At 65.2% G+C, this 18302-nt stretch carries 18 protein-coding genes and 2 pseudogenes; 7 read left to right on the top strand and 13 right to left on the bottom strand.

The features are described from left to right. Positions 1–9: 9 nt before the first annotated feature. Positions 10–981 carry an aldo/keto reductase gene (locus A5625_RS08420; RefSeq protein ID WP_066991485.1) on the bottom strand — a complete coding sequence of 324 codons (972 nt, stop codon included), beginning with the start codon at positions 979–981 and terminating at the stop codon, positions 10–12. A gap of 95 nt (positions 982–1076) precedes the next feature. Here A5625_RS08420 and A5625_RS08415 point away from each other — a divergent pair, with 95 nt between their 5' ends. Together A5625_RS08415 and A5625_RS08410 are read left to right on the top strand one after the other, a co-directional pair. Beyond that, complete coding sequence (locus tag A5625_RS08415; protein WP_066991482.1) at positions 1077–2399, top strand: acyltransferase; 1323 nt, start codon at positions 1077–1079, stop codon at positions 2397–2399. A 70-nt stretch (positions 2400–2469) separates the two neighbouring features. Further along, positions 2470–3297 carry a pyridoxamine 5'-phosphate oxidase family protein gene (locus tag A5625_RS08410; RefSeq protein WP_232003539.1) on the top strand — a complete coding sequence of 276 codons (828 nt, stop codon included), beginning with the start codon at positions 2470–2472 and terminating at the stop codon, positions 3295–3297. Between the two features lie 49 nt (positions 3298–3346). On the opposite strand, the gene A5625_RS08405 is transcribed toward A5625_RS08410, so the two are convergent. Beyond that, complete coding sequence (locus A5625_RS08405) at positions 3347–3997, bottom strand: TetR/AcrR family transcriptional regulator (protein ID WP_066991476.1); 651 nt, start codon at positions 3995–3997, stop codon at positions 3347–3349. A gap of 99 nt (positions 3998–4096) precedes the next feature. On the opposite strand from A5625_RS08405, the gene A5625_RS08400 reads away from it, so the two are divergent. From A5625_RS08400 to A5625_RS08390, 3 genes are read left to right on the top strand one after another with little or no spacing between them, the layout of a single operon-like run. Further along, positions 4097–5227 (top strand): VOC family protein, encoded by a 1131-nt coding sequence (locus tag A5625_RS08400; RefSeq protein WP_066991474.1) that lies wholly within the window; start codon positions 4097–4099, stop codon positions 5225–5227. After that, complete coding sequence (locus A5625_RS08395) at positions 5224–6162, top strand: fumarylacetoacetate hydrolase family protein (protein ID WP_066991470.1); 939 nt, start codon at positions 5224–5226, stop codon at positions 6160–6162. Before A5625_RS08400 ends, A5625_RS08395 begins: the two co-directional genes overlap by 4 nt. Further along, entirely contained in the window at positions 6159–7679 is a 1521-nt protein-coding gene (locus A5625_RS08390; RefSeq protein ID WP_197516021.1) for a bifunctional 3-(3-hydroxy-phenyl)propionate/3-hydroxycinnamic acid hydroxylase, read from the top strand. The genes A5625_RS08395 and A5625_RS08390 overlap by 4 nt, the downstream gene beginning before the upstream one ends. Before the next feature lie 5 nt (positions 7680–7684). Here the strand turns inward: A5625_RS08390 and A5625_RS08385 are convergent, their stop codons facing one another. From A5625_RS08385 to A5625_RS08340, 10 genes are all read right to left on the bottom strand, one after another. After that, positions 7685–8569: a universal stress protein gene (locus tag A5625_RS08385; protein WP_066991464.1), complete on the bottom strand. Its 885-nt coding sequence runs from the start codon at positions 8567–8569 to the stop codon at positions 7685–7687. Positions 8570–8717: 148 nt separating this feature from the next. Then, positions 8718–9626, bottom strand: coding sequence for a formate/nitrite transporter family protein (locus A5625_RS08380; RefSeq protein WP_066991461.1), 909 nt, complete (start codon positions 9624–9626; stop codon positions 8718–8720). Beyond that, positions 9623–9892: a hypothetical protein gene (locus A5625_RS08375; protein WP_066991458.1), complete on the bottom strand. Its 270-nt coding sequence runs from the start codon at positions 9890–9892 to the stop codon at positions 9623–9625. Before A5625_RS08375 ends, A5625_RS08380 begins: the two co-directional genes overlap by 4 nt. After that, the gene (locus A5625_RS08370; RefSeq protein WP_066991456.1) at positions 9889–10518 is read right to left on the bottom strand and encodes an RNA polymerase sigma factor; all 630 of its coding nucleotides are present in this window, start codon (positions 10516–10518) and stop codon (positions 9889–9891) included. The genes A5625_RS08375 and A5625_RS08370 overlap by 4 nt, the downstream gene beginning before the upstream one ends. A gap of 10 nt (positions 10519–10528) precedes the next feature. Then, the gene (locus A5625_RS08365) at positions 10529–11596 is read right to left on the bottom strand and encodes an acyl-CoA dehydrogenase family protein (protein WP_066991453.1); all 1068 of its coding nucleotides are present in this window, start codon (positions 11594–11596) and stop codon (positions 10529–10531) included. Positions 11597–11677: 81 nt separating this feature from the next. Beyond that, positions 11678–12202: an OsmC family protein gene (locus A5625_RS08360; RefSeq protein ID WP_066991451.1), complete on the bottom strand. Its 525-nt coding sequence runs from the start codon at positions 12200–12202 to the stop codon at positions 11678–11680. A gap of 161 nt (positions 12203–12363) precedes the next feature. Continuing rightward, complete coding sequence (efeB, locus tag A5625_RS08355) at positions 12364–13680, bottom strand: iron uptake transporter deferrochelatase/peroxidase subunit (protein ID WP_066991569.1); 1317 nt, start codon at positions 13678–13680, stop codon at positions 12364–12366. A gap of 2 nt (positions 13681–13682) precedes the next feature. Further along, positions 13683–14867, bottom strand: coding sequence for an iron uptake system protein EfeO (gene efeO / locus A5625_RS08350; protein WP_369829995.1), 1185 nt, complete (start codon positions 14865–14867; stop codon positions 13683–13685). A gap of 37 nt (positions 14868–14904) precedes the next feature. Then, the gene (gene efeU, locus A5625_RS08345; protein ID WP_066991448.1) at positions 14905–16515 is read right to left on the bottom strand and encodes an iron uptake transporter permease EfeU; all 1611 of its coding nucleotides are present in this window, start codon (positions 16513–16515) and stop codon (positions 14905–14907) included. Between the two features lie 91 nt (positions 16516–16606). Continuing rightward, complete coding sequence (locus A5625_RS08340; RefSeq protein WP_066991445.1) at positions 16607–17440, bottom strand: DUF3097 domain-containing protein; 834 nt, start codon at positions 17438–17440, stop codon at positions 16607–16609. Between the two features lie 219 nt (positions 17441–17659). Here A5625_RS08340 and A5625_RS08335 point away from each other — a divergent pair, with 219 nt between their 5' ends. Then, a complete protein-coding gene (locus A5625_RS08335) occupies positions 17660–17947 on the top strand; it encodes a DUF3349 domain-containing protein (protein WP_066991442.1) in 288 nt (95 codons plus the stop codon). A gap of 20 nt (positions 17948–17967) precedes the next feature. On the opposite strand, the pseudogene A5625_RS08330 reads toward A5625_RS08335, so the two are convergent. Then, a pseudogene (locus A5625_RS08330) lies at positions 17968–18156 on the bottom strand (hypothetical protein); the annotation flags it as partial. Between A5625_RS08330 and A5625_RS29545 the strand changes: the two are divergent. Next, a pseudogene (locus tag A5625_RS29545) lies at positions 18143–18302 on the top strand (hypothetical protein); the annotation flags it as partial. The pseudogenes A5625_RS08330 and A5625_RS29545 sit on opposite strands and share 14 nt — an antisense overlap.

The raw sequence follows: 18302 nt of genomic DNA, 5'->3' as shown, positions 1-18302 counted from the left end.
ATCGACCCACTAGCGGTCGATCCACGCCATTTGCGCCTCGGCGTGGTGCCCTCCCACAGGCGGGGTGAGTCGATTGAGTCTGTCCAGTTGGTCAGCAGTCAGTTCTAGCGCGTCGGCGCCCACGTTCTCTTCCAGCCGGGCGACACGTTTGGTTCCCGGGATCGGCACTATGTCAGGACCTTTCGCCAGCAGCCAGGCCAAGGCGACCTGAGCCGCCGTGGCACCGACGTCCGCGCCGATATCGCGCACTTCGTCCGCGCACCGCAAATTGTGTTCGAAGTTGTCGTCGAAGAACCGCGGGTTTGTCTTGCGGTAGTCCGAATCAGGCAGTTCCTGTGGGGAGCGGATGGCGCCGGTGAGGAATCCCCGACCCAGCGGCGAGTAGGCGACAAACCCGATGCCCAACTCACGCAGCGCCGGCAATATCGCGTCTTCTTGGTCGCGCGTCCATAGCGAGTATTCGGATTGGACTGCCGTGATGGGGTGCACCGCGTGCGCGCGGCGAATGGTGTCGACGCCGACTTCGGAAAGACCGATATACCGGATCTTGCCCGCGGCCACCAACTCCGCCAACGCCCCGATCGTGTCTTCGATCGGGGTCTGGCGGTCGAGGCGATGCTGGTAGTACAGGTCGATGTGATCGGTTGCCAACCGTTGCAGCGAACCATCCACGGCGACACGGATATTGGCGGGACTGCTGTCAAGCCCGTCGCGACCGGTATGCGAGATCAGACCGAATTTGGTTGCCAATACCACCTGATCTCGCCGACCCCGTAGGGCTCGGGCCAGCAGCTCCTCATTGACATACGGGCCGTACACCTCGGCGGTGTCGATCAGCGTGACACCCAGGTCGATGGCGCGATGTATGGTGCGGATCGATTCGCCCTCGTCGGTGCCGGCGCCGGCGTAGGCCACCGACATGCCCATCGCACCAAGTCCGAGGCGGCCGACCTGCAACTCGGCGAGGTGAGCCTGCTTCATGGACCGACTCCTGTTCTTGACGCGTTGCGGGAGGCCCCGCTGGGTGCGGAACGGTACCGTGGCGCTGTGTACCGCGTCGAGCTTCCCCCGATCTGATGAACCGCGCAAACACCTCCCGTCCGGCGCGCAATCTGGCGGCCGACTACTACCGCGTATCGGGCGTCGTGCTGATCGTGCTGGGGCACTGGCTGGCCGGCTGTGTGACCTACCACGACGGACAGTTCGGCCGGCAGAACCCGCTCGTGGACATCCCTTGGACCCAATGGCTGACCTGGCCCTTCCAGGCGGTTCCGACATTTTTCCTGGTTGCCGGCTACGCCGGCGCCGTCTCATGGACGCATCGGCGCAACATCAGCGGAGTTTCGCGTCGAGCCTGGGTGCAGCACCGGGTGGCGCGAGTCCTCGGCCCAACCGCGGCCTACGTCGTGCTGGTGTCGGTGGTTGTGATCGTCCTGGGTGCCTGCGGTGTGGCGGGTTCGGTGCTCGAGTACGCCGGTTGGGCGGTGGCCATGCACCTGTGGTTCCTTGCCGTGTATCTGGTGGTGGTGTCGCTGACGCCGGTTGCGATTGCCGCACAACGCCGTTGGGGTCTTTTGGTACCGGGTGCGTTGGCGTTGGCGGTCGCGGTGGTGGACGTCGCCAGGCTCGCCGGTCACGTACCCTACCTCAATTGGGTCAACTACCTGTTGGGCTGGGGAACTTTCTACCAACTTGGGATCGCTTGGCACGCAGGGGCTTTGGCAGGCCGCAAACCCTGGTTGCTGGCCGCCGTCTCGTCGCTGGTGCTGGCACTGTTGGTTTGGTTGGGAGTTTATCCGGTCAGCATGATCGGTGTTCCCGGCCAGACGATCGACAACACGACACCACCGACCGTGGCGTTGTTGGCGTTCGGGTGCGCCCAAACCGGACTCGCGATGGCGATCGCGCCTGCCCTCAACCGTGCGATGCGCACCGCCCGCGTCGAGCGTGTGCTGTCCGTAGCCAACAACAACATCATGGCCCTGTATCTGTGGCACATGATCCCCGTCGTGATTGTGTCGATCGTCGGGTACCCGGCTGGGCTGTTGCCTCAACCGCCCGAAGGTAGCGCGGCGTGGTGGCTGGCCCGGCTGGAATGGGTTGCCATCCTGAGTGTCGTGACGGTTGCCGAGATACTGCTGTTGTGGTTGGCGCGTAGGGTCTTCGCGGCCCCCCTGCCACTGCTCGGTCTCCCACTCAACGAACGTTGGGGGGAACCGGTGATGCTTGCCGGTGCCGCGATGGCGGCCTACTCGCTGTCCCTGATAGCCGCCGGGGGCTTCGCTCCCGACGGGCGATTTCCCTGGCTGACCGCGGCGATCTTCGCCGGTGGGTCGCTATTGGCGGCGTTTCATCCCACCGCCGAGTTAACGACGGCGGTGGCCGGGCGACACCGCTAGGAAACATTGCGTCGCTGACATTGTTACGGCGGATATGACAGCGACGGGTTTCCACGAGGGAGAGCGCGCCATGCAACGCCGAGCGGGCGTCGAAGCCGAGGCCGGGCGGCTCGAGAGCATGCTTGACTCGTCGGGTATGTCCGGGGGCGCCGCAAGCTTTCTCGCATCACAGCGGTTCGCCGCACTGACCGGACGCGACCACGACGGCGTCCTATGGGTCTCGCCGTTGGCCGCGCCAGCGGGTTTCCTCCGCGGACAAGACGATATTTTGCGCGTCGCGGCCCTCCCCCGTGACGGCGATCCCCTGCACCAGATCCCGATCGGCCAGCAGGTCGGATTGATCGCCATCGACTTCGCCACTCGCCGCAGGCTGCGGGTAAACGGCGAACTCGTCGGTGCGGACCACGCAGGCATGACCGTCCGCGTCGACCAGTCGTACGGCAACTGCCCCAAATACATCCACCGCCGGCCGATCGATGTCGCCAGTCTTGCCGCCCCTGCTCCACAACGCCCCAGGCGCGCAACGCTTCTCGACCCGGCAGAGCAAGCCATGATTGCGGCCTGCGACACGTTCTTCCTAGGCACAAGTCATCCCACAGGCGGTAGCGATGCATCACACCGCGGAGGCCCGGCCGGATTCGTCCGAGTCGACTCACCCGACCGGCTGTGGTGGCCAGATTTCCCGGGAAACAACATGTTCAACAGCTATGGCAACCTGGCCGTCGACGACGAAGCTGCTTTGCTGTTCGTTGATTTCGAGACCGGCGCCACTTTGCACGTCACTGGGACCGCTCACGTGCGGTGGACCACGCCCGGCACGGCCGGGGATGATGGCGGCGTTGGAAGGAATGTCGCATTCGCGGTCGGCGCCGTCGCGACGCTACCCGGTCTGGGGTGAGCACTGACATGTTCTCAGCCACCGATTGACGGCGTGGCAGCGGCAATCGCTAACCCTCGAGGAAATCGTCGTCGGGTAGCGGCCGTTGGCAGATATCGTGCGCCTCGGCGGCACCGAGGCCGAACAGGCGCAACACGTTCTCGGTGACGACGTCGGCGGCGCGCGCGTCGTCCCGATCGGGATCCTCCCGCAATAGGTTTCCGAGGCCCATCAACGCGCCGCCGGCCATGGCGAGGGCCAACTGGGGATCGTCCACCGTGAACCGCCCGGCGGCCACGCCGGCTTTGATGTCGCGCAGGGCCCGCGGTGCCAATCCGTCGGACGAGGACAACAGCGCCAGTCCATTGGCCAACAGAATTTGGCTCTCTTGCGGGCGCCGACGAAAGAGGCGGCCGGTCAGCCGAAAACTGGTAGCAAACGTTTCCGCCGGGTCCTCGATGGATTCGGTCAGCCGGTCCAGCATCGCTCCATAGGCGTCCAGTACGTCGGCGACAGCGGCGTCGAACAACTGCTCTTTGCTGTCGAAGTGGTTGTAGAAGGAGCCCATCCCCACGTCGGCGGCTTGGGTGATCTCCAGAACCGGCACGTTGACCTTGCCCTCGGCGATCAGCCGTTGCGCAGCCTTGACCAGCGCCTCTCGGGTGCGCCGCTTGCGGCGCACCAAGCGGTTGGGCGTCTGACCGTCGGGCATTGCGCTCATCTTTAGCAGTATGCATCAGTTATGAGAATTCCGTCAGAAAGCTTGACTGAACATTGACTCGTATGTGACGATTTCGTCAGTTACCGTGGGAGACGACCGATGGATCTGACCAAGAACGCACAGTTGGACGGACACAGCCAACAGGGCGCGCTGCCCGACGAGCACCCGGGGCGGTCGCGCAATCCGGTGATCAAGGTCGTCGACATCGCCTGGCTGGAATTCGAGCGACCAGACCTGGCGCGGGCCGAGGCGTTCGCCCGGGCATTCGGTTTTCAGACGGCACATCGCAGCGCGGGCGAAGTGCAGTTGCGCGGCACCCTGCCCGGCGGGCCGTGCCTCATCCTGCGTCGCGGGCCGCGGTGTCGGTTCACCGGCGTCGCGTTCCGGGCCGGCGACGAGGCGGACGTGCTGAGGCTCGCCGATGCCCGCGGTGTCGCCGCCCGGCCACTGCCCGAGGCGGTCGGCGGCCTCTCGGTTACGCTAAGCGACCCCAGTGGTATGCCGGTCAGCGTTGTCGCGGGCATGGTCGAACTGCCGGAACTACCTGGCCAGCAACCGCTTTCACTCAATGTCGGAGGAGCCGCCCACCGCGTCAACGAGACTCAGCGTCCCCTTCGGGCGCCCGCGCGGGTACAGCGCCTGGGCCATCTGGTCATGCAGTCCACGAAGTACCGCGAGGCGCTGGACTGGTATCTGGACAACCTGGGGATGATCGTCAGCGACTTTTTGTACTTCCCCGGCCAGCGCGCCCGGGGACCGACGATGAGTTTCATCCGCTGCGATCGAGGGCTCACCCCGGCCGACCACCACACCCTGGCGATCGCGCTGGGCCCGGCCAACCGTTACGTTCACTCGGCATATCAGGTCAGCGACCTCGACGCCTTGGCGGCCGGTGGTGAATACCTGCGCGAGCGTGGCTATTTCCGGTCCTGGGGCATCGGCAGGCACATCCAGGGCAGCCAGATCTTCGACTACTGGCGCGATCCCGACGGCTATTTGTTCGAGCACTTCGCCGACGGCGACCTGTTCGACAACACGCTCGAACCCGGATGGGCACCGTTCACCGCCTCCGGCTTGGCCCAATGGGGGCCGCCGGCGAGCCGGGACTTCCTCGGGACAGATATCAAAGCTGCGCGCCACGAACTGGTTTCGATCGTCGCCGCACTAAGGCGACACAACGAATTCGACCTCGGCCGGTTGGCCGGACTACTGAAAGTGCCCGCCTCATGACCGTTTCCGTCCTGCGCACCGCCGACGCCTGGTGGCTTAAGACCCCGAACGGTGCCGCGAAGATCGACACCGCCGCTACCAGCACCGCGGGCCTCCTGGCCGACCGGTCCGTCATCGAAGCTGCCGCTGACCGCGCGGACACCGTGCCGCTCGAGGGTTTACGACTGGTGTCGCCGGTGACCAGGCCGTGCCGGGTGATAGCCCAGATGACCAACTTCGAATCGCACGTCAAGGACGCGGGTATGGATCCGTCGTCGGTTCCGCTGACCTTCTTTCGGAAGGCGTCTGCGTCGATCAACGGTCCGTTCGATGACATCGTCAAACCGCAACACGTCAAGCTACTGGATTACGAGGTGGAGATCGGACTGGTGATCGGGCGCACCATCCCGGTCGGCACAAGCATTTCCGAAGCAAGTCTCGGCGACCTCATCGCCGGATTGGTTGTCACCAACGACATCTCGGCGCGCGACATCCAACTGCCGCAGACCCAATTCTACGAAGCAAAGTCGTATCCGACGTTCACCCCGGTAGGCCCAGAACTCGTGCTGCTCAGCCCCGACGAGCTCACGCGGTTCGGTGATCTGCGGCTGCGTTTGTGCGTGAACGGCGACGAGCGCCAGAACGCGCTCGTCGCTCCGGACATGCTTTACCGTCCGCTGCAGGCACTGCAGTCACTCACCCAGTTTCAGGAACTCGCACCCGGTGATTTGGTGCTGACCGGAACCCCGGCCGGCACCGCGTTGAGCGCTCCGCCCAAGCCGCTGCAGATCATCGGAAACCTGTTGCCGCCCAAGGTGAAATGGAAAGTCTTCTTCTCCCGCCAGGTTGACAACGCGAAGTATCTGCAAGACGGTGACATCGTCGAGGCATCGGTGGCCACCGACGACGGGGTCATCGACCTTGGAACACAGCGCGCCACAGTCCGATTCGCGTGAGTGACGTTGGGCGCCCGTCCGTCGTGGTGGTCGGCGCCGGGCCGACGGGGATCACGGTAGCGAGCCTGCTGGCGCAATACGACGTGGATTGCCTGGTGCTCGACCGTTGGCCCGCCGTGTACCCCCAGCCGCGCGCCGTGCACCTCGACGACGAGATCTATCGCATCATCGCCCGACTCGGCATCGCCGACGAATTCGCGTCGATATCAAGGCCCACCCGGGGCTTGCGGTTGCTGGGCGCGGATTTCGGTGTGCTCGCTCAGTTCGACCGCGGCCAATCCCGCGATACCAACGGCTTTCCGCAAGCCAACATGTTCGACCAGCCGGAACTGGAGGCGTTGCTGCGGACGAACCTAAAGCGCTACCCGAACGCGCGGTTGCGCGGCAATGTCGAGGTCACTGGGATCAGCCACGGCGCAGAAGGCATCCGCGTCACCTACACCGACCGCTCCACCGGACATGTTCAGCACGTCGACACCGACTATGTGCTGGGCTGCGACGGAGCCAACAGCATGGTGCGCTCCCACATCGGCTCGGCGATGCGCGACATGAATTTTCAGCAACGCTGGCTGGTGGTGGACGTGGCCACGGGCGCCGATCTATGCCAGTGGGATGGCGTCCACCAACTATGCGACCCGGTGCGGGCGGGGACCTATATGCGCATCGGAGAGTCCCGCTACCGTTGGGAGTTCCAGCTGATGGCCGGCGAAACCGCCGCGGACTTCGCCACGGTGGACGCGCTGCGGCCGTTGATCGCACCCTGGACCGTAACGGTCGCCGATGGCGAACTGAACCTGCTGCGCGTAGCCGAGTACACCTTTCGAGCGCAGATCGCCGATCGGTGGCGCAGCGGCAACGTGTTCATTCTCGGCGATGCGGCACATCTCACTCCCCCGTTCATTGGCCAAGGTATGGGGGCCGGGTTACGGGATGCGGCCAACTTGGCGTGGAAGATCGCCGGGGTTCATCGCGGCACCCTGGCGGCCGACATTCTGGACAGCTACGAGCAGGAACGCAAACCGCATACCCGGCAGATGATCCGGTTGGCGCTGGGTATCGGCTGGGCGATGACCGGCGGTGGTGGAGCGGGCGATGCGGTGCGCCGGTTGGTGCTGCCGCGGTTACGTTTCATCCCCGGCCTGCGTGCCAAGATCGTCGACTCGACTACACCGGCGCTGTCTTCCTCTGCACTGGTGGACGGTTCGCGACTGCCCCACCGGCTCGCCGGCAGGCTGTGCCCGAATCAGCTGCTGGCTGACGGACGACGCCTCGATGATGCGCTTGGCGCGGGTTTCGCGTTGATCACCACGATCCGCCCGACTGCCGCCGACGAAGCCTCGCTGCGGCGTCGCGGCGTCGTCGTCCTAACCGCCCGACCCGGCGATGCGTTGGCGGCCTGGTTGCGCCGAGGGCACGCCAGCGCCGCGGTGGTGCGCCCCGACCGGACCGTCGCACGGGCCGGACGTGACATCGCGGCCCTGTGCGACTGGACCACCGATGTGCTGCGTGAGCGGTGACAGCGTTAGGTAGCCGGCGGTCGGGCGACGATGATCGGGATGCGGACCGAATGCAGGACGGCGTTGCTGACCGAACCCAGCAGCATCCTGCTCAGTCCGCCCCTTCCGTGGCTGCCGACGACCACAAGCTGCGCGCTCTCCGACTTGTCGATGAGATGACGCGCCGGCCGGTCTTGGGCGATGAGTCGATGAACCGTGACGTCGGGATAGCGTTCCTGCCAGCCCGCCAGGCTTTCGGCAAGGCTGCGCCGTGCTTCGCCTTCGACCGCAGGCCAGTCGATTTCGAAGATCTCGACCACCGCGGCGTCGCTCCAGGCATGGATGGCCACCAGGTCGACGCCGCGACGCGACGCCTCGTCGAACGCGATCTCGGTTGCCAGTTCGGATGCCGGTGAGCCATCGGTGCCCAACAGGACGGGAGCATTTCGCGGAGGCGGCTCTTCGTTCCGGAGAACCGCGACCGGACAATTCGCGTGCCGCACCACCGTCGAGCTCACCGATCCGAGCAGACCACGGGCCAGTAACCCGTGGCCGGAGCTGCCCATGACGATCATCTCGGCCGCATCGGACAGCTTCAGCAAGGCCGGTACTGGTGCCGAGTACACCAGCTTCCTGGCGACGGATACCTTGCGATCTGCCGGAATCGCCTCTTCGGCGACTTTCGTCGCGTGCATGATCGCCTTTTTGCCTTCGTCTTCCAGGCTGGTGATTAGGGACTCAGGGCACGGGACCGGCGGGAATGTCGCGGTGGGGGTCGACACCGCGTGTGCGACGGTCAGCGGGATGTTCCTCATCGCCGCTTCCTGGGCCGCCCAGGCCGCGGCGACGGTTGACGCCGGCGAACCGTCGACCGCGACGACGATACCGAGTTGCTTGACGGGTGCGGACATTTCGTTCTCCCTCCATCGTCAACGACGTTATCCGAGGAGGGCATGTCGATCGTGAGACTTTAGTCCTCAACTGGCAGGCCAGAGGACCCCGCCAAGGCCCGTTTCGTCACCCGCTGCTCACGTGCCGGTCAACGTCGACCGCCGCCGGCTAGATCTGGCGCCGCTGCAATTGCGCAATGATCCAGAACGGCAACGCCACGAACACGGTGCCTCCGATCAGGTTGCCCACCGTGGTGACACCGATGTTGGCGAGCAAGCCGTGTTCGCCGAACCCCCAGCTGATCGCGCTGTGCGGGGCGGTTGGGTGGAAAAGGCTGAGCAGCAACGGAAGACCGAGAAATCCGACATTGGCGATGACGTGCTGGGTGCCGCCGATCACGAAGGCGAACGGGCCGTAGAACGCGAATGCCATCCGGGCGACGTCACTGCGGGCCTTGAAGAACATGCACATCGACGTCTGCAGGAACCACGTGCACACCACGGCGAGCAGCAGCGCCGTCCAGAACGGTTGGCCGGCCTTCAGGGCGCCGACGGTCGCCGCTCGCTCGGCAAATGCACCCAGATAGGGCCCACCCGCGGCGGCGCACACCGTGACGAACACCAGCGCGCCGACGATGTTGCCGATGAGTCCGACGGTCACCAGCAAGACGTAGCTGCCCACGCTCAGCGTGCGCTTGAGCACTGCGAGAAAGCCGGCGGCCATGTCCGCGGTGATCAGAGACATGCCCGAGACCAGGATGAGGACGAAGGACATCCCGAAGGCCAGGCCCATCAGCAGGCTTGCCACACCCGGTGTCTTGACTCCGGTGCTCACCATCAGGGCCAGCAGCGCGCCGAACGCCACCATCACACCGCCGACCAGCGAACGCATCAGGAATGCCCAAGGGTGCGCGGCCTTTTCGACCGCCATGGCCGCCACTCGATCCACCATGGCGCCTACGGACAGCGGCTCGAACGGATCCTCGGAAGCACCGTTCGCCCTGATCGGTAACGCGGTCACGGTATCCGCAATCACCGCTTCGCTCTGAAGCTCTGGCGCTGGCGCGTTGATCGTCATGTGTGTCCGCCCTTCCTCAAGGTGTTGATCGCGGTGATGACACCGGCAATGTGGTCCTCGCTGAGCTGCTCGCCGTCAAAGACATGACTGAGCAAGATCTTGAGGTCGAGCATCTGTTGCAGATAGATCAGGCATGGCGGGCATTCGTCGAGGTGCTTGGCCACGATCGGTCCCCACTGCTGCGGGTCGGAGTCGACCAAGTCGTCGACCAGTCGAACGAAGTCGACGCAATCGATGGCGGGGACTGTGTTGTCATGAACGGTCATCGTTGATACCGCTTTTCCAATTCGGTTCGGAGATTTCCCCGAGCGCGGTAGAGCAGTGCCCGTTGCGCCTCGGCGGACAGTTCGAGAAGCGCGGCCGCCTCGTCGGCCGACGTTCCGACGATGTCACGCAAGATGACCAGTTGCCGTTGGCGTTCGGGCAACGCATCCAGCGCCGCCCGCACGTAGTCGAGAAGTTCGCCATCGACGGTTTGATCTTCGGGGAGGAGGCGCCGCGACGGCGGCAGGCTCCAATGTCCAGCATCGGGGTGACCGGCCGGATGCATGCGGCCCGACAACGGGTCGACGTCGTCGCCGTCCGTGGCGGCCAGCACCTCATGGTGACGGATCCGGGATTCGCGGCGCCGGTGCCGGGAGGCAGTGTGCTTGACAATGCCGAAGAGCCAGGTGCTCACCGACGAACGTCCCTGGAACGAATCCGACGACTGCAGCACCTGCACCCACGCCTCTTGCACCGCTTCTTCGGCCAACGTGGCCGAATCCACCATGGTGCGTGCGAAATTCACCATCGGCCGGTGAAAGTCGCGCACCAAGCTGGCCAGTGGAACACCGCCGACCAAACGTTCGGATTCGGCGCCGTCCGGCGGCACCGCCACCGGAGTCACCATCGACCCGCGCTCAGACGCATCTGGCCAGTTCCCAGCGCAGTTGACCTTCGGACGGTGACTGGACGGGGATGAACGCCGCCTCCCGGTAGCGCCGGCTCGCCGACGTTCTGCTCGCATACCCTTTTCCGCCCGCGGTGCGGATCTCCAAGGCAGCACTGGCGCTGGATAATTCGGCTGCGGCTAACCGCAGCGACAACAGTTGCTTCTTGGAGGGCGGCTCGGCTCCTCCCACAGCGGCAGCCAGACTCGCCAACGTGGCCTCGGCAACGATCAGCTTCTCCGATACGCGGTCGACGTCGTCGCTGAACACCTCGTTCACCCCGGCGAGCCCCTGCCGGGCCTGATCCAGGGACGTCCTGGTCAGCCCCAGACACATTGCCGACTGCAGCACCAGGAAAGTCGGCCGGACCTTTTGCAGAAAGCTCTCGAAGTCGCCCGACAACGCCTGTCCGGCGGAAACGTAGGCCCCGTCCAAGTTCAGGTAGGACGAGGCGGTGCTACCCATGGCCAGCAGATCGAAGTGCTCACCCAGTACTACACCGGGCGTGTCCAAGGGCAGCGCGACGATCAATCGCTCGCCGGAATCGGTACGCACGGCGGTCACCATCGTCGAGTCGGGGTACAGGTTGCTGGCCCACCTGATCGGACCCGACACCGCATAACCGCCGGCCACGGAGGTGGCGGTCAACTCCAGGCGGCCGCAGCCCGCTGCCTCCTTGAACGCCGCGGCCATGCCGGTAACCCCCAGCACCCTTCCGGCCAGCAGTGACTCGACCGCGGCGGTACTGAATGCGGTTGCGGCGGTGAGTAAATACTCGACGGTCATGCGATGCGCCCACAGCGAGAAACCGGTGCTCATGCACGCCCCGGAGATCAGCCGGATCACCTCGGCCATCACCGGAAGGCCGCCGTCGAGGTTGCCCGGAGCGCCGATGCCGAGCAGACCGGCCTCACCCAGCCTGGTGAAGCTGCGGCGAGAATCGTCCTCACCGCGGTCCAAGGCCGCGGCGCGAGCCCGAATGTCCTCCAACAGTTCCACATCCAACCGGCCGGCCGCAGGATCCAGGGTCGCCGTCATTTCGCCTCCTGAGCGTAGATAACCTCACCGAACTCGCTCTTGGTCAATGTCTTTGCCACGGTGGGTGTTCCGTCACGAAGCTTATTCAGTGATCAGAGTCGAGTCGACGGTTACCGGATTGCGGAACGTGTTCACCACCGGTGACCAGGCGATGGCGATATCGTGGATCTCCTTCAATGTCGCTTCGTCGGCGTCACCGGCGAGGCGCACCTTGCACCGGACAGCACTGAACCCAAGGTGCTTGCCCTGGGGGGTATCTCCCACTCCCCACACCGCGGAGATGTCGATGTCGCCTTCCATCTCGACCTCGATCTTGGTCAGCGTCACGCCACGATGGGTCGCGTTGGCCAACAGGCCCACCGACACGCATGATCCAAGCGCGGCGAGCGCGGTCTCCGAGGGATTGGGTGCCGAGTCATCGCCCAGCAGCGCGGGCGGTTCGCCCACCAGCACCGGCGCCAGGTCCCGGACGTAGGTCATGTTGCGGAAGCCCGTCTCACAGACCGTCTTGGCCTTGAGTGTCTTCCTCCCTGTCTCGGGGTTGGCCTTGGCGTTACAGGACAGCCGGTCAAGGCCTTCGGCGTCGATGACGAGCGCGTCGGTCATGTGTTCTCCGTTTCTCGCTGATTGTGCGGCGTCACGGAGTTAGTGCGCGGCGGGCACCGATGCGTGACGGCGGGTGAGATTGATTTACCGCACCGACACGAAACATCACCCGCCTGAAACGCAGCGCCACCTGCCGGCCGCTGCCGATCGGCGAAATTTGCTCAGCTGAACAGACTTTGCCCTATGTAGTGGCCTTCAGCGGGGGCAGGCGGCACCGCGAAGATTGCTGAGCCGATGTGGCGGATGTATTCATTGAGCAGGTCGTGAGCGCCCAGGCGATTCTGCAGACGAATAAAATCTTGGGGATCTTTTTGATACGAGACGAACAGCAGACCGGCGTTGAGTTGGCCATTGGCATCAAGGCCATCGGTGTAGTTGTAGGACCGTCGGCGGATCATGATGCCGTCGTTGTTTTCCCGGGCGGCCAGGCCGACGTGTGACATCGGATCGATGAGCGGGTTGCCGTCGGCGCCTTTGGCGGTGAAATCTGGTGTATCGAACTCGTGCTTGCCGCTGAGCGGCGCGCCTTCTTCTTTGGTACGGCCGAAGATCCGCTGCTGATTGCCGATCCGATCGACGTCCCATGTCTCCATCAACATCCGGATCTTGCGCACCACCTGGTACGTCCCGCCGTTCATCCATGGCTGGTCACTGTTGTCGACCCAGACGTGACGCGCGTACTCGGCGTCAGTGGCGATGTTGCGGGTACCGTCCTTGAACCCCAACAGGTTACGCGGTGTGTGCTGGCCGGGGCCGGCGGAGGCTCGGCCGAACCCCAGCACCGCCCAGAACGGCGAGACGATGTTGCGGCCAAGCCGGGCCAAGTTACGCACCGCGTGGTAGCAGACCTGGGGGTCGTCGGCGCAGGCTTGCACGGAAAGGTCACCGCCATGCAGGCGGGGATCCAGGTTGTCCCCGTTGAGCGGCGGCAGGTCGATGAACACGGCAGGTCGCCGAGCGGCCAGTCCGAACCGATCACCGAACAGCGAGGGGCCCAAGCCAATTGTGACGGTGAGACTGGCGGGGCTCAGGCCGTAGGCCTCCCCGGTGTCAACCGGAGGCTGCACCTCGACCTGCGGCTGTACGGTGCCGACCGGCTTTCCCTGCTGCAGAATCGCGGCGGCCGCCGACCAGCGCGCCAACAGGGTTCGCAGTTCGGCGCGGCCGGCGCCGGGCGCCACCGAGAACGACATGAACATGGCGTAACGCTGTGGGGGCGTGTCGATTCCGCCTTGGTGGGGCTGGCCGTAGAAGGGGTAACTGCGGCGCAGGTCGACGGTGTCGTCATCGTCGCCGCGTTGTCGTGCCGCCATGGCGTGAGCGGCGAAGCCGCCGCCCGCGGCGCCGATGGCGGCGCCGCTGAGTCCCGCCAGCATGGCACCGCCGAGGGCGCGCCGGCGTGACACCCCGGTCGAGTCCGGCGGTGCGCCAGCGTCTTTCGGGTCGTCGTTGCTGGGTTGGGTGAGATCGTCGGTCATGATCACCCAGCCGAGACGACTTTTTGAGCGACGGTGGACAGGCTCTGGTGCAGCGGCTGGATGACCGCGGTCAGTTTCGGCGCGTCGCTGGCCTTGAGTTCCGGGGTATAGGTCTTGTAGCCGCCGAGTGCGGCGGGGTCGCGATACCCGTCCAGCGTGGCGAGCACATCCTTGAACTGCTGATCGATCTGCCGGACCAGATTGCCGTCGATCTTCTCCAGGCCCGGCCGCAGCGAGGCGTATGCCTGCTGGGCGCCTTCCACGTTGCCCGAAAAGTCCACCAGGTCAATGTGACTGAAGGCTTCTTCCTCACCGGTGATCTTGGTGTTTTGAATCTCTTCGATCAGGTCGCTGGCACCGTTGGCCAGGTCCTCGGGCTTGTACTGCAGGGTGGCGACGATGCCCTTCAATTTGCCGACGTTGCCTACCAATTCGCTGCTGAACGCCTTGGTTCCGGGCGTGATCGCGTTACCCTGCCACAGATCACGCTCGATGGCGTGGAAGCCCTTCCAGCCGACCTTGGCGTCGACCGGAGTCGACTCACGCATGTCGATCAGGTAGTCCAGGCTGCCGGCGTTATCGCCGACCGCAAAGCCGGGCAGCACGAAGCCCTCCACGGTGGACTCCGAACGCTCCCAGTACAACCGGGCTTTGGCGTAGGCCGCCTTCGCGCCATCGAGGTTGCCCGACTGGATCGCGGCGTCGAGTGCCTTCACGCCGTCGTTGAGCTGACCGATCTGGTTGACGATGTAGGCCGCGTAGTCTTTGGTCCCCTGACCCAGAATGCTGGCCACGGTGCCCGTCGGCGTCGCCGGCGCCTTACCCGTCACCGTCAGAGTCTGATATTCGGTGCTGGCGCCCGGGCAGTAGAGCTGGTAGGCACCGCCGTCCAGCGTGACGGTGAACGACACCGGGTCCAGACCGGGCGCGAGGTTCTCTTTCTCGCCGACGATCCGCTGGTCCCTGAGCAATTCGACTTCACTGATCCCAGGTGCATTGGTGTTGGCGACCGTGAAGGTCACCGGCCCGGCGGGAACGCTGGTGGTGTCCAGCCCGCAGCCGTCCTGGCCACCGGTGTTGGCCATGGTGATCTTGACGGCGTTCGTCCCGCCGGGTTGACCGGCATGCCCGGAATTCGCAGGGCTGGACTGCCCGTTCGAGTGGCTACATGCGGCCACCGGCAACACCGTCGCCGCGGCGAAAACCGTTGCGGTCAACCAGACTTCAGGAGACCGGCACGTTGCCAGGGCGATACGACTCACCATTAATCGATTTCCTCTCATCGGTTTGCCTGCGGTCCACGCGCACCGAGGCTATCGCTGACAGCGCGCAAGCCAACGCAAAACCCGCTATTGCCAGTGGAAGCCAGACGTTCCAGAGCTGCCGCTCGCCGCGATTGCGGTCGCCCGCTGCGATCTCGGCCGCAGTCGAGTGGTCTTCGGCACTGGACGTGGACCAGTCCGTCGCCAGCCCGCCAAGACTGACGGTCTTGGCTCCGGTCAGCCCGCCGCCGGTCAAAATCGCCGTGCGGTTGCTCGTCGCTTGCGCACTGACCACGGCATCACCTCGCGCGAGCACGGTATACACGGTGGTCGTCGACCATTGACCCTGAAACGGCCCCGGGGTGCGGCCGACCGCGAGGCCGACCGGCAGCCGGCCGCCGGTCATGCCCAGTAACTGATCCAGCGTGACTTCCGGCGCACCATCGGCCCCGGCCGCCTCGGAAGCCTGCCATACCTGTACCGGCAAGCCGTCGACTGTTTGGTGGTCTCCCGGGACAAGGACGATGTGGTGGGCGGTCGAGGCGCCCTGGGGGACGATGGTCAGCTCGCGCCCGTGCGGCCCCATCGCCATCGACACCAAAGCCGTGTGGCCGGACCGGTCGGCGACGGTGCGCGCCAGCAGCCTCGGCGACGAGCTGGCGACGGGCGTCATGATCGCCAGCCCCGCCCCGACGATGAGCAGCACTGCCGACGTCGCCGCCAGCAGCCGGCCGCGGGCTCGCGGCGCGGCGGCAAGCCGCGCGGGCCACAGAAAGATGACCAGTACCGGCACGGCATACAGCAGCCACCCCAGCACCTCGATGAGACGAGGGTCGGCGGGGATGCCGAACACCCCGGTCGTCACCGCGCCCAGCACCGAATTGCTGGGTATCCATCCGGACAAATCGAGGACCTGTTGCTGGCCGATGCTCACCCAACCCGCCTCGTGCGCGGTGCGCAGCGCACCCAGCACCAGCCCGGCGGCGATCAGCACCAGGAACACCCCGGTGACCCGGAAGAACCGGCCGAGGTTGATGCGTAGGCCGCCGTAGTACAGGCCCACCCCCAGCCCGACCGATGTCACGATGCCCACCACGCCGCCCAGCACGGCGAACCACCGATTGCCGTGCGACGTCTCGGCGGCCGCCAGCAAGAACACCGACGTCTCGAAGCCCTCCTTGAGGACGGCCAGGAAGGCCATCACGGCCAGGGCGAGCGCACCGCCACGGTTGACCGCCTGCCGGGCTTCGCGCTCGAGTTCCCCCTTGAGCTGCCCGGCGTTGCCGTTCATCCAGATGATCATCGACGTCACGAACACCACGGCAACGGCGTTGATGACGGTTTCCATCATCTCTTGCTGGGCCTGCGGCAGGCTGGCGGCGAACAGGTCCAGGCCGACGCCCACGCCGACGCTGAGGACCACGGCCAGGGCAACACCGGCAAACATGGGGCGGATCGTCTGGCCGTTTCGCTTGAGGAACGCGGCGACGATGCTCACGATCAGCGACGCCTCCAGGCCCTCGCGGAGGCCGATGAGGAACGTGCCGATGAATACGCCGAAAATGCCCTGCATACGCCTTGTTTCTATCCCGCCGATCGGGACCGTCGGCTTAGCGTAGCCTAACCATTCGGCGGCTATTCGCCCTGGTCCGGTGGTTGCGGTGTCAGGAGCCCGGCGCGGTGACGAAGTCGATGAGTTCTTCGACCCGACCGATCAAGGCCGGCTCCAGATCGTTCCAGTCCCGGACCCGCGAACGGATATGCCGCCAGGCCCGGGCTATGTCGGCCTGGTCGTTGTGAGGCAACCCGAGCGCCTGACATACGCCGTGTTTCCACTCCACCTGCCGCGGCACCTTCGGCCAGGCTTTCAGGCCTAACCGCTGCGGTTTCACGGCCTGCCAGATGTCGACGTAGGGATGACCGACCACCAGCGTGTCGGTGCCGCCCGGGCCGCGCCGCACCGCGTCGGCGATCCGCGCCTCCTTGGAACCCGCGACAAGGTGATCGACGAGCACACCCAATCGCCGTCCCGGGCCCGGCGCGAACTCGGCGACGATATTGACCAGGTCGTCGACGCCGCCGAGTTGCTCGACGACGACACCTTCGATCCGCAAGTCCTCACCCCACACCTGGGCGACGAGTTCGGCGTCGTGGCGGCCCTCGACGTAGATCCGGCTGGCCCGGGCGACGCGGGCGCGGACACCCGACACGGCCACCGAACCGGACGCCGTCCTCGCTGCGCCGGCCGGCGCAGGCCGGCCCGGCACGGTGAGGATGACCGGACGCCCGTCGAGCAAATACCCTGGGCCCAAAGGAAAGCCGCGCACGTGCCCGCGTCGGTCTTCCAAGTCCACTCGACCGTATTCGACGCGGACCACCGCGCCGACATAACCCGTTTCGACATCCTCGACCACCAGACCCAGTTCGGCCGGGTGCTCGGTCGAACGAGGCTGGCGTCGTCCCGCGGCGAGTACGTCAGTCCCATAGCGATCCACCACGCGGCCATACTAGAAAGCCTTGCGGCAAAACACTGTTGCGGCACGCCACGCGTCACGAATCGTCGCCGAGGTCACTTCGGCACCCCGCATCACCAGTTGTAAAAAAAGCGTTTAACTGTGTGGCGTTACCTGGCTGATGGCATTGCCGATGGTACGTTGCTAGCTAAGGCAAGCACTGCCGCTTACGAATAACCAGCGGCGGTTAGCGAGGTGGGACGGATGGACCTGTCGCATTGGGTGACGAGCATTGTGGCTTTCGTGCGGGCAGGGTACCCCTCCGGCATGCCGGCCACCGGGTATGTGCCGCTGGTGGCATTGACGCGCCGACGGCTTTGCGACGACGACATCACTGCCATCGCAAAGGATCTCATTACGCGTCGGCTCCGGCCGATCAGCCCCATTGATATCGGGGTAGAGATCACCCGTATCAGCAACCAGCTACCCTCCCCCGAAGACGTCTCGCGTATCCAGCATCGCGTGCATGCGCTCCGCTGCTCGCGCGGATAAGCGACGCCAATTCCGCGCCGTCACGGTGATTTAGGCACCTGGGCGCCGCAGGCGGCCAGATAAGCAGGGTAATTCCAGGTCTGCAGAAACTGTTGGCCCGCTTGCAATCCCCGTGAATAGAGCGCTTCGCGTTGCTGTGCGGTGATGTCGAAGTCGATCGGGCTGACATCGTCGGCGGGCACAAAGATCGTCCGTCGGACGGTGCACGGGCCGGTGTCGTTGGGCATTGCGGCGATAGAGACGTTGGTGAGCAATCAAGACAACGCCTACATCGATGACCCGTGCACCGTCCGACGGACGATCTTTGTGCCCGCCGACGATGTCAGCCCGATCGACTTCGACATCACCGCACAGC

It is taken from the genome of Mycobacterium sp. 1465703.0, assembly GCF_001672975.1.
Classification (GTDB): Bacteria; Actinomycetota; Actinomycetes; order Mycobacteriales; family Mycobacteriaceae; genus Mycobacterium.
This window is presented reverse-complemented; position numbering and strand designations above follow the sequence as displayed.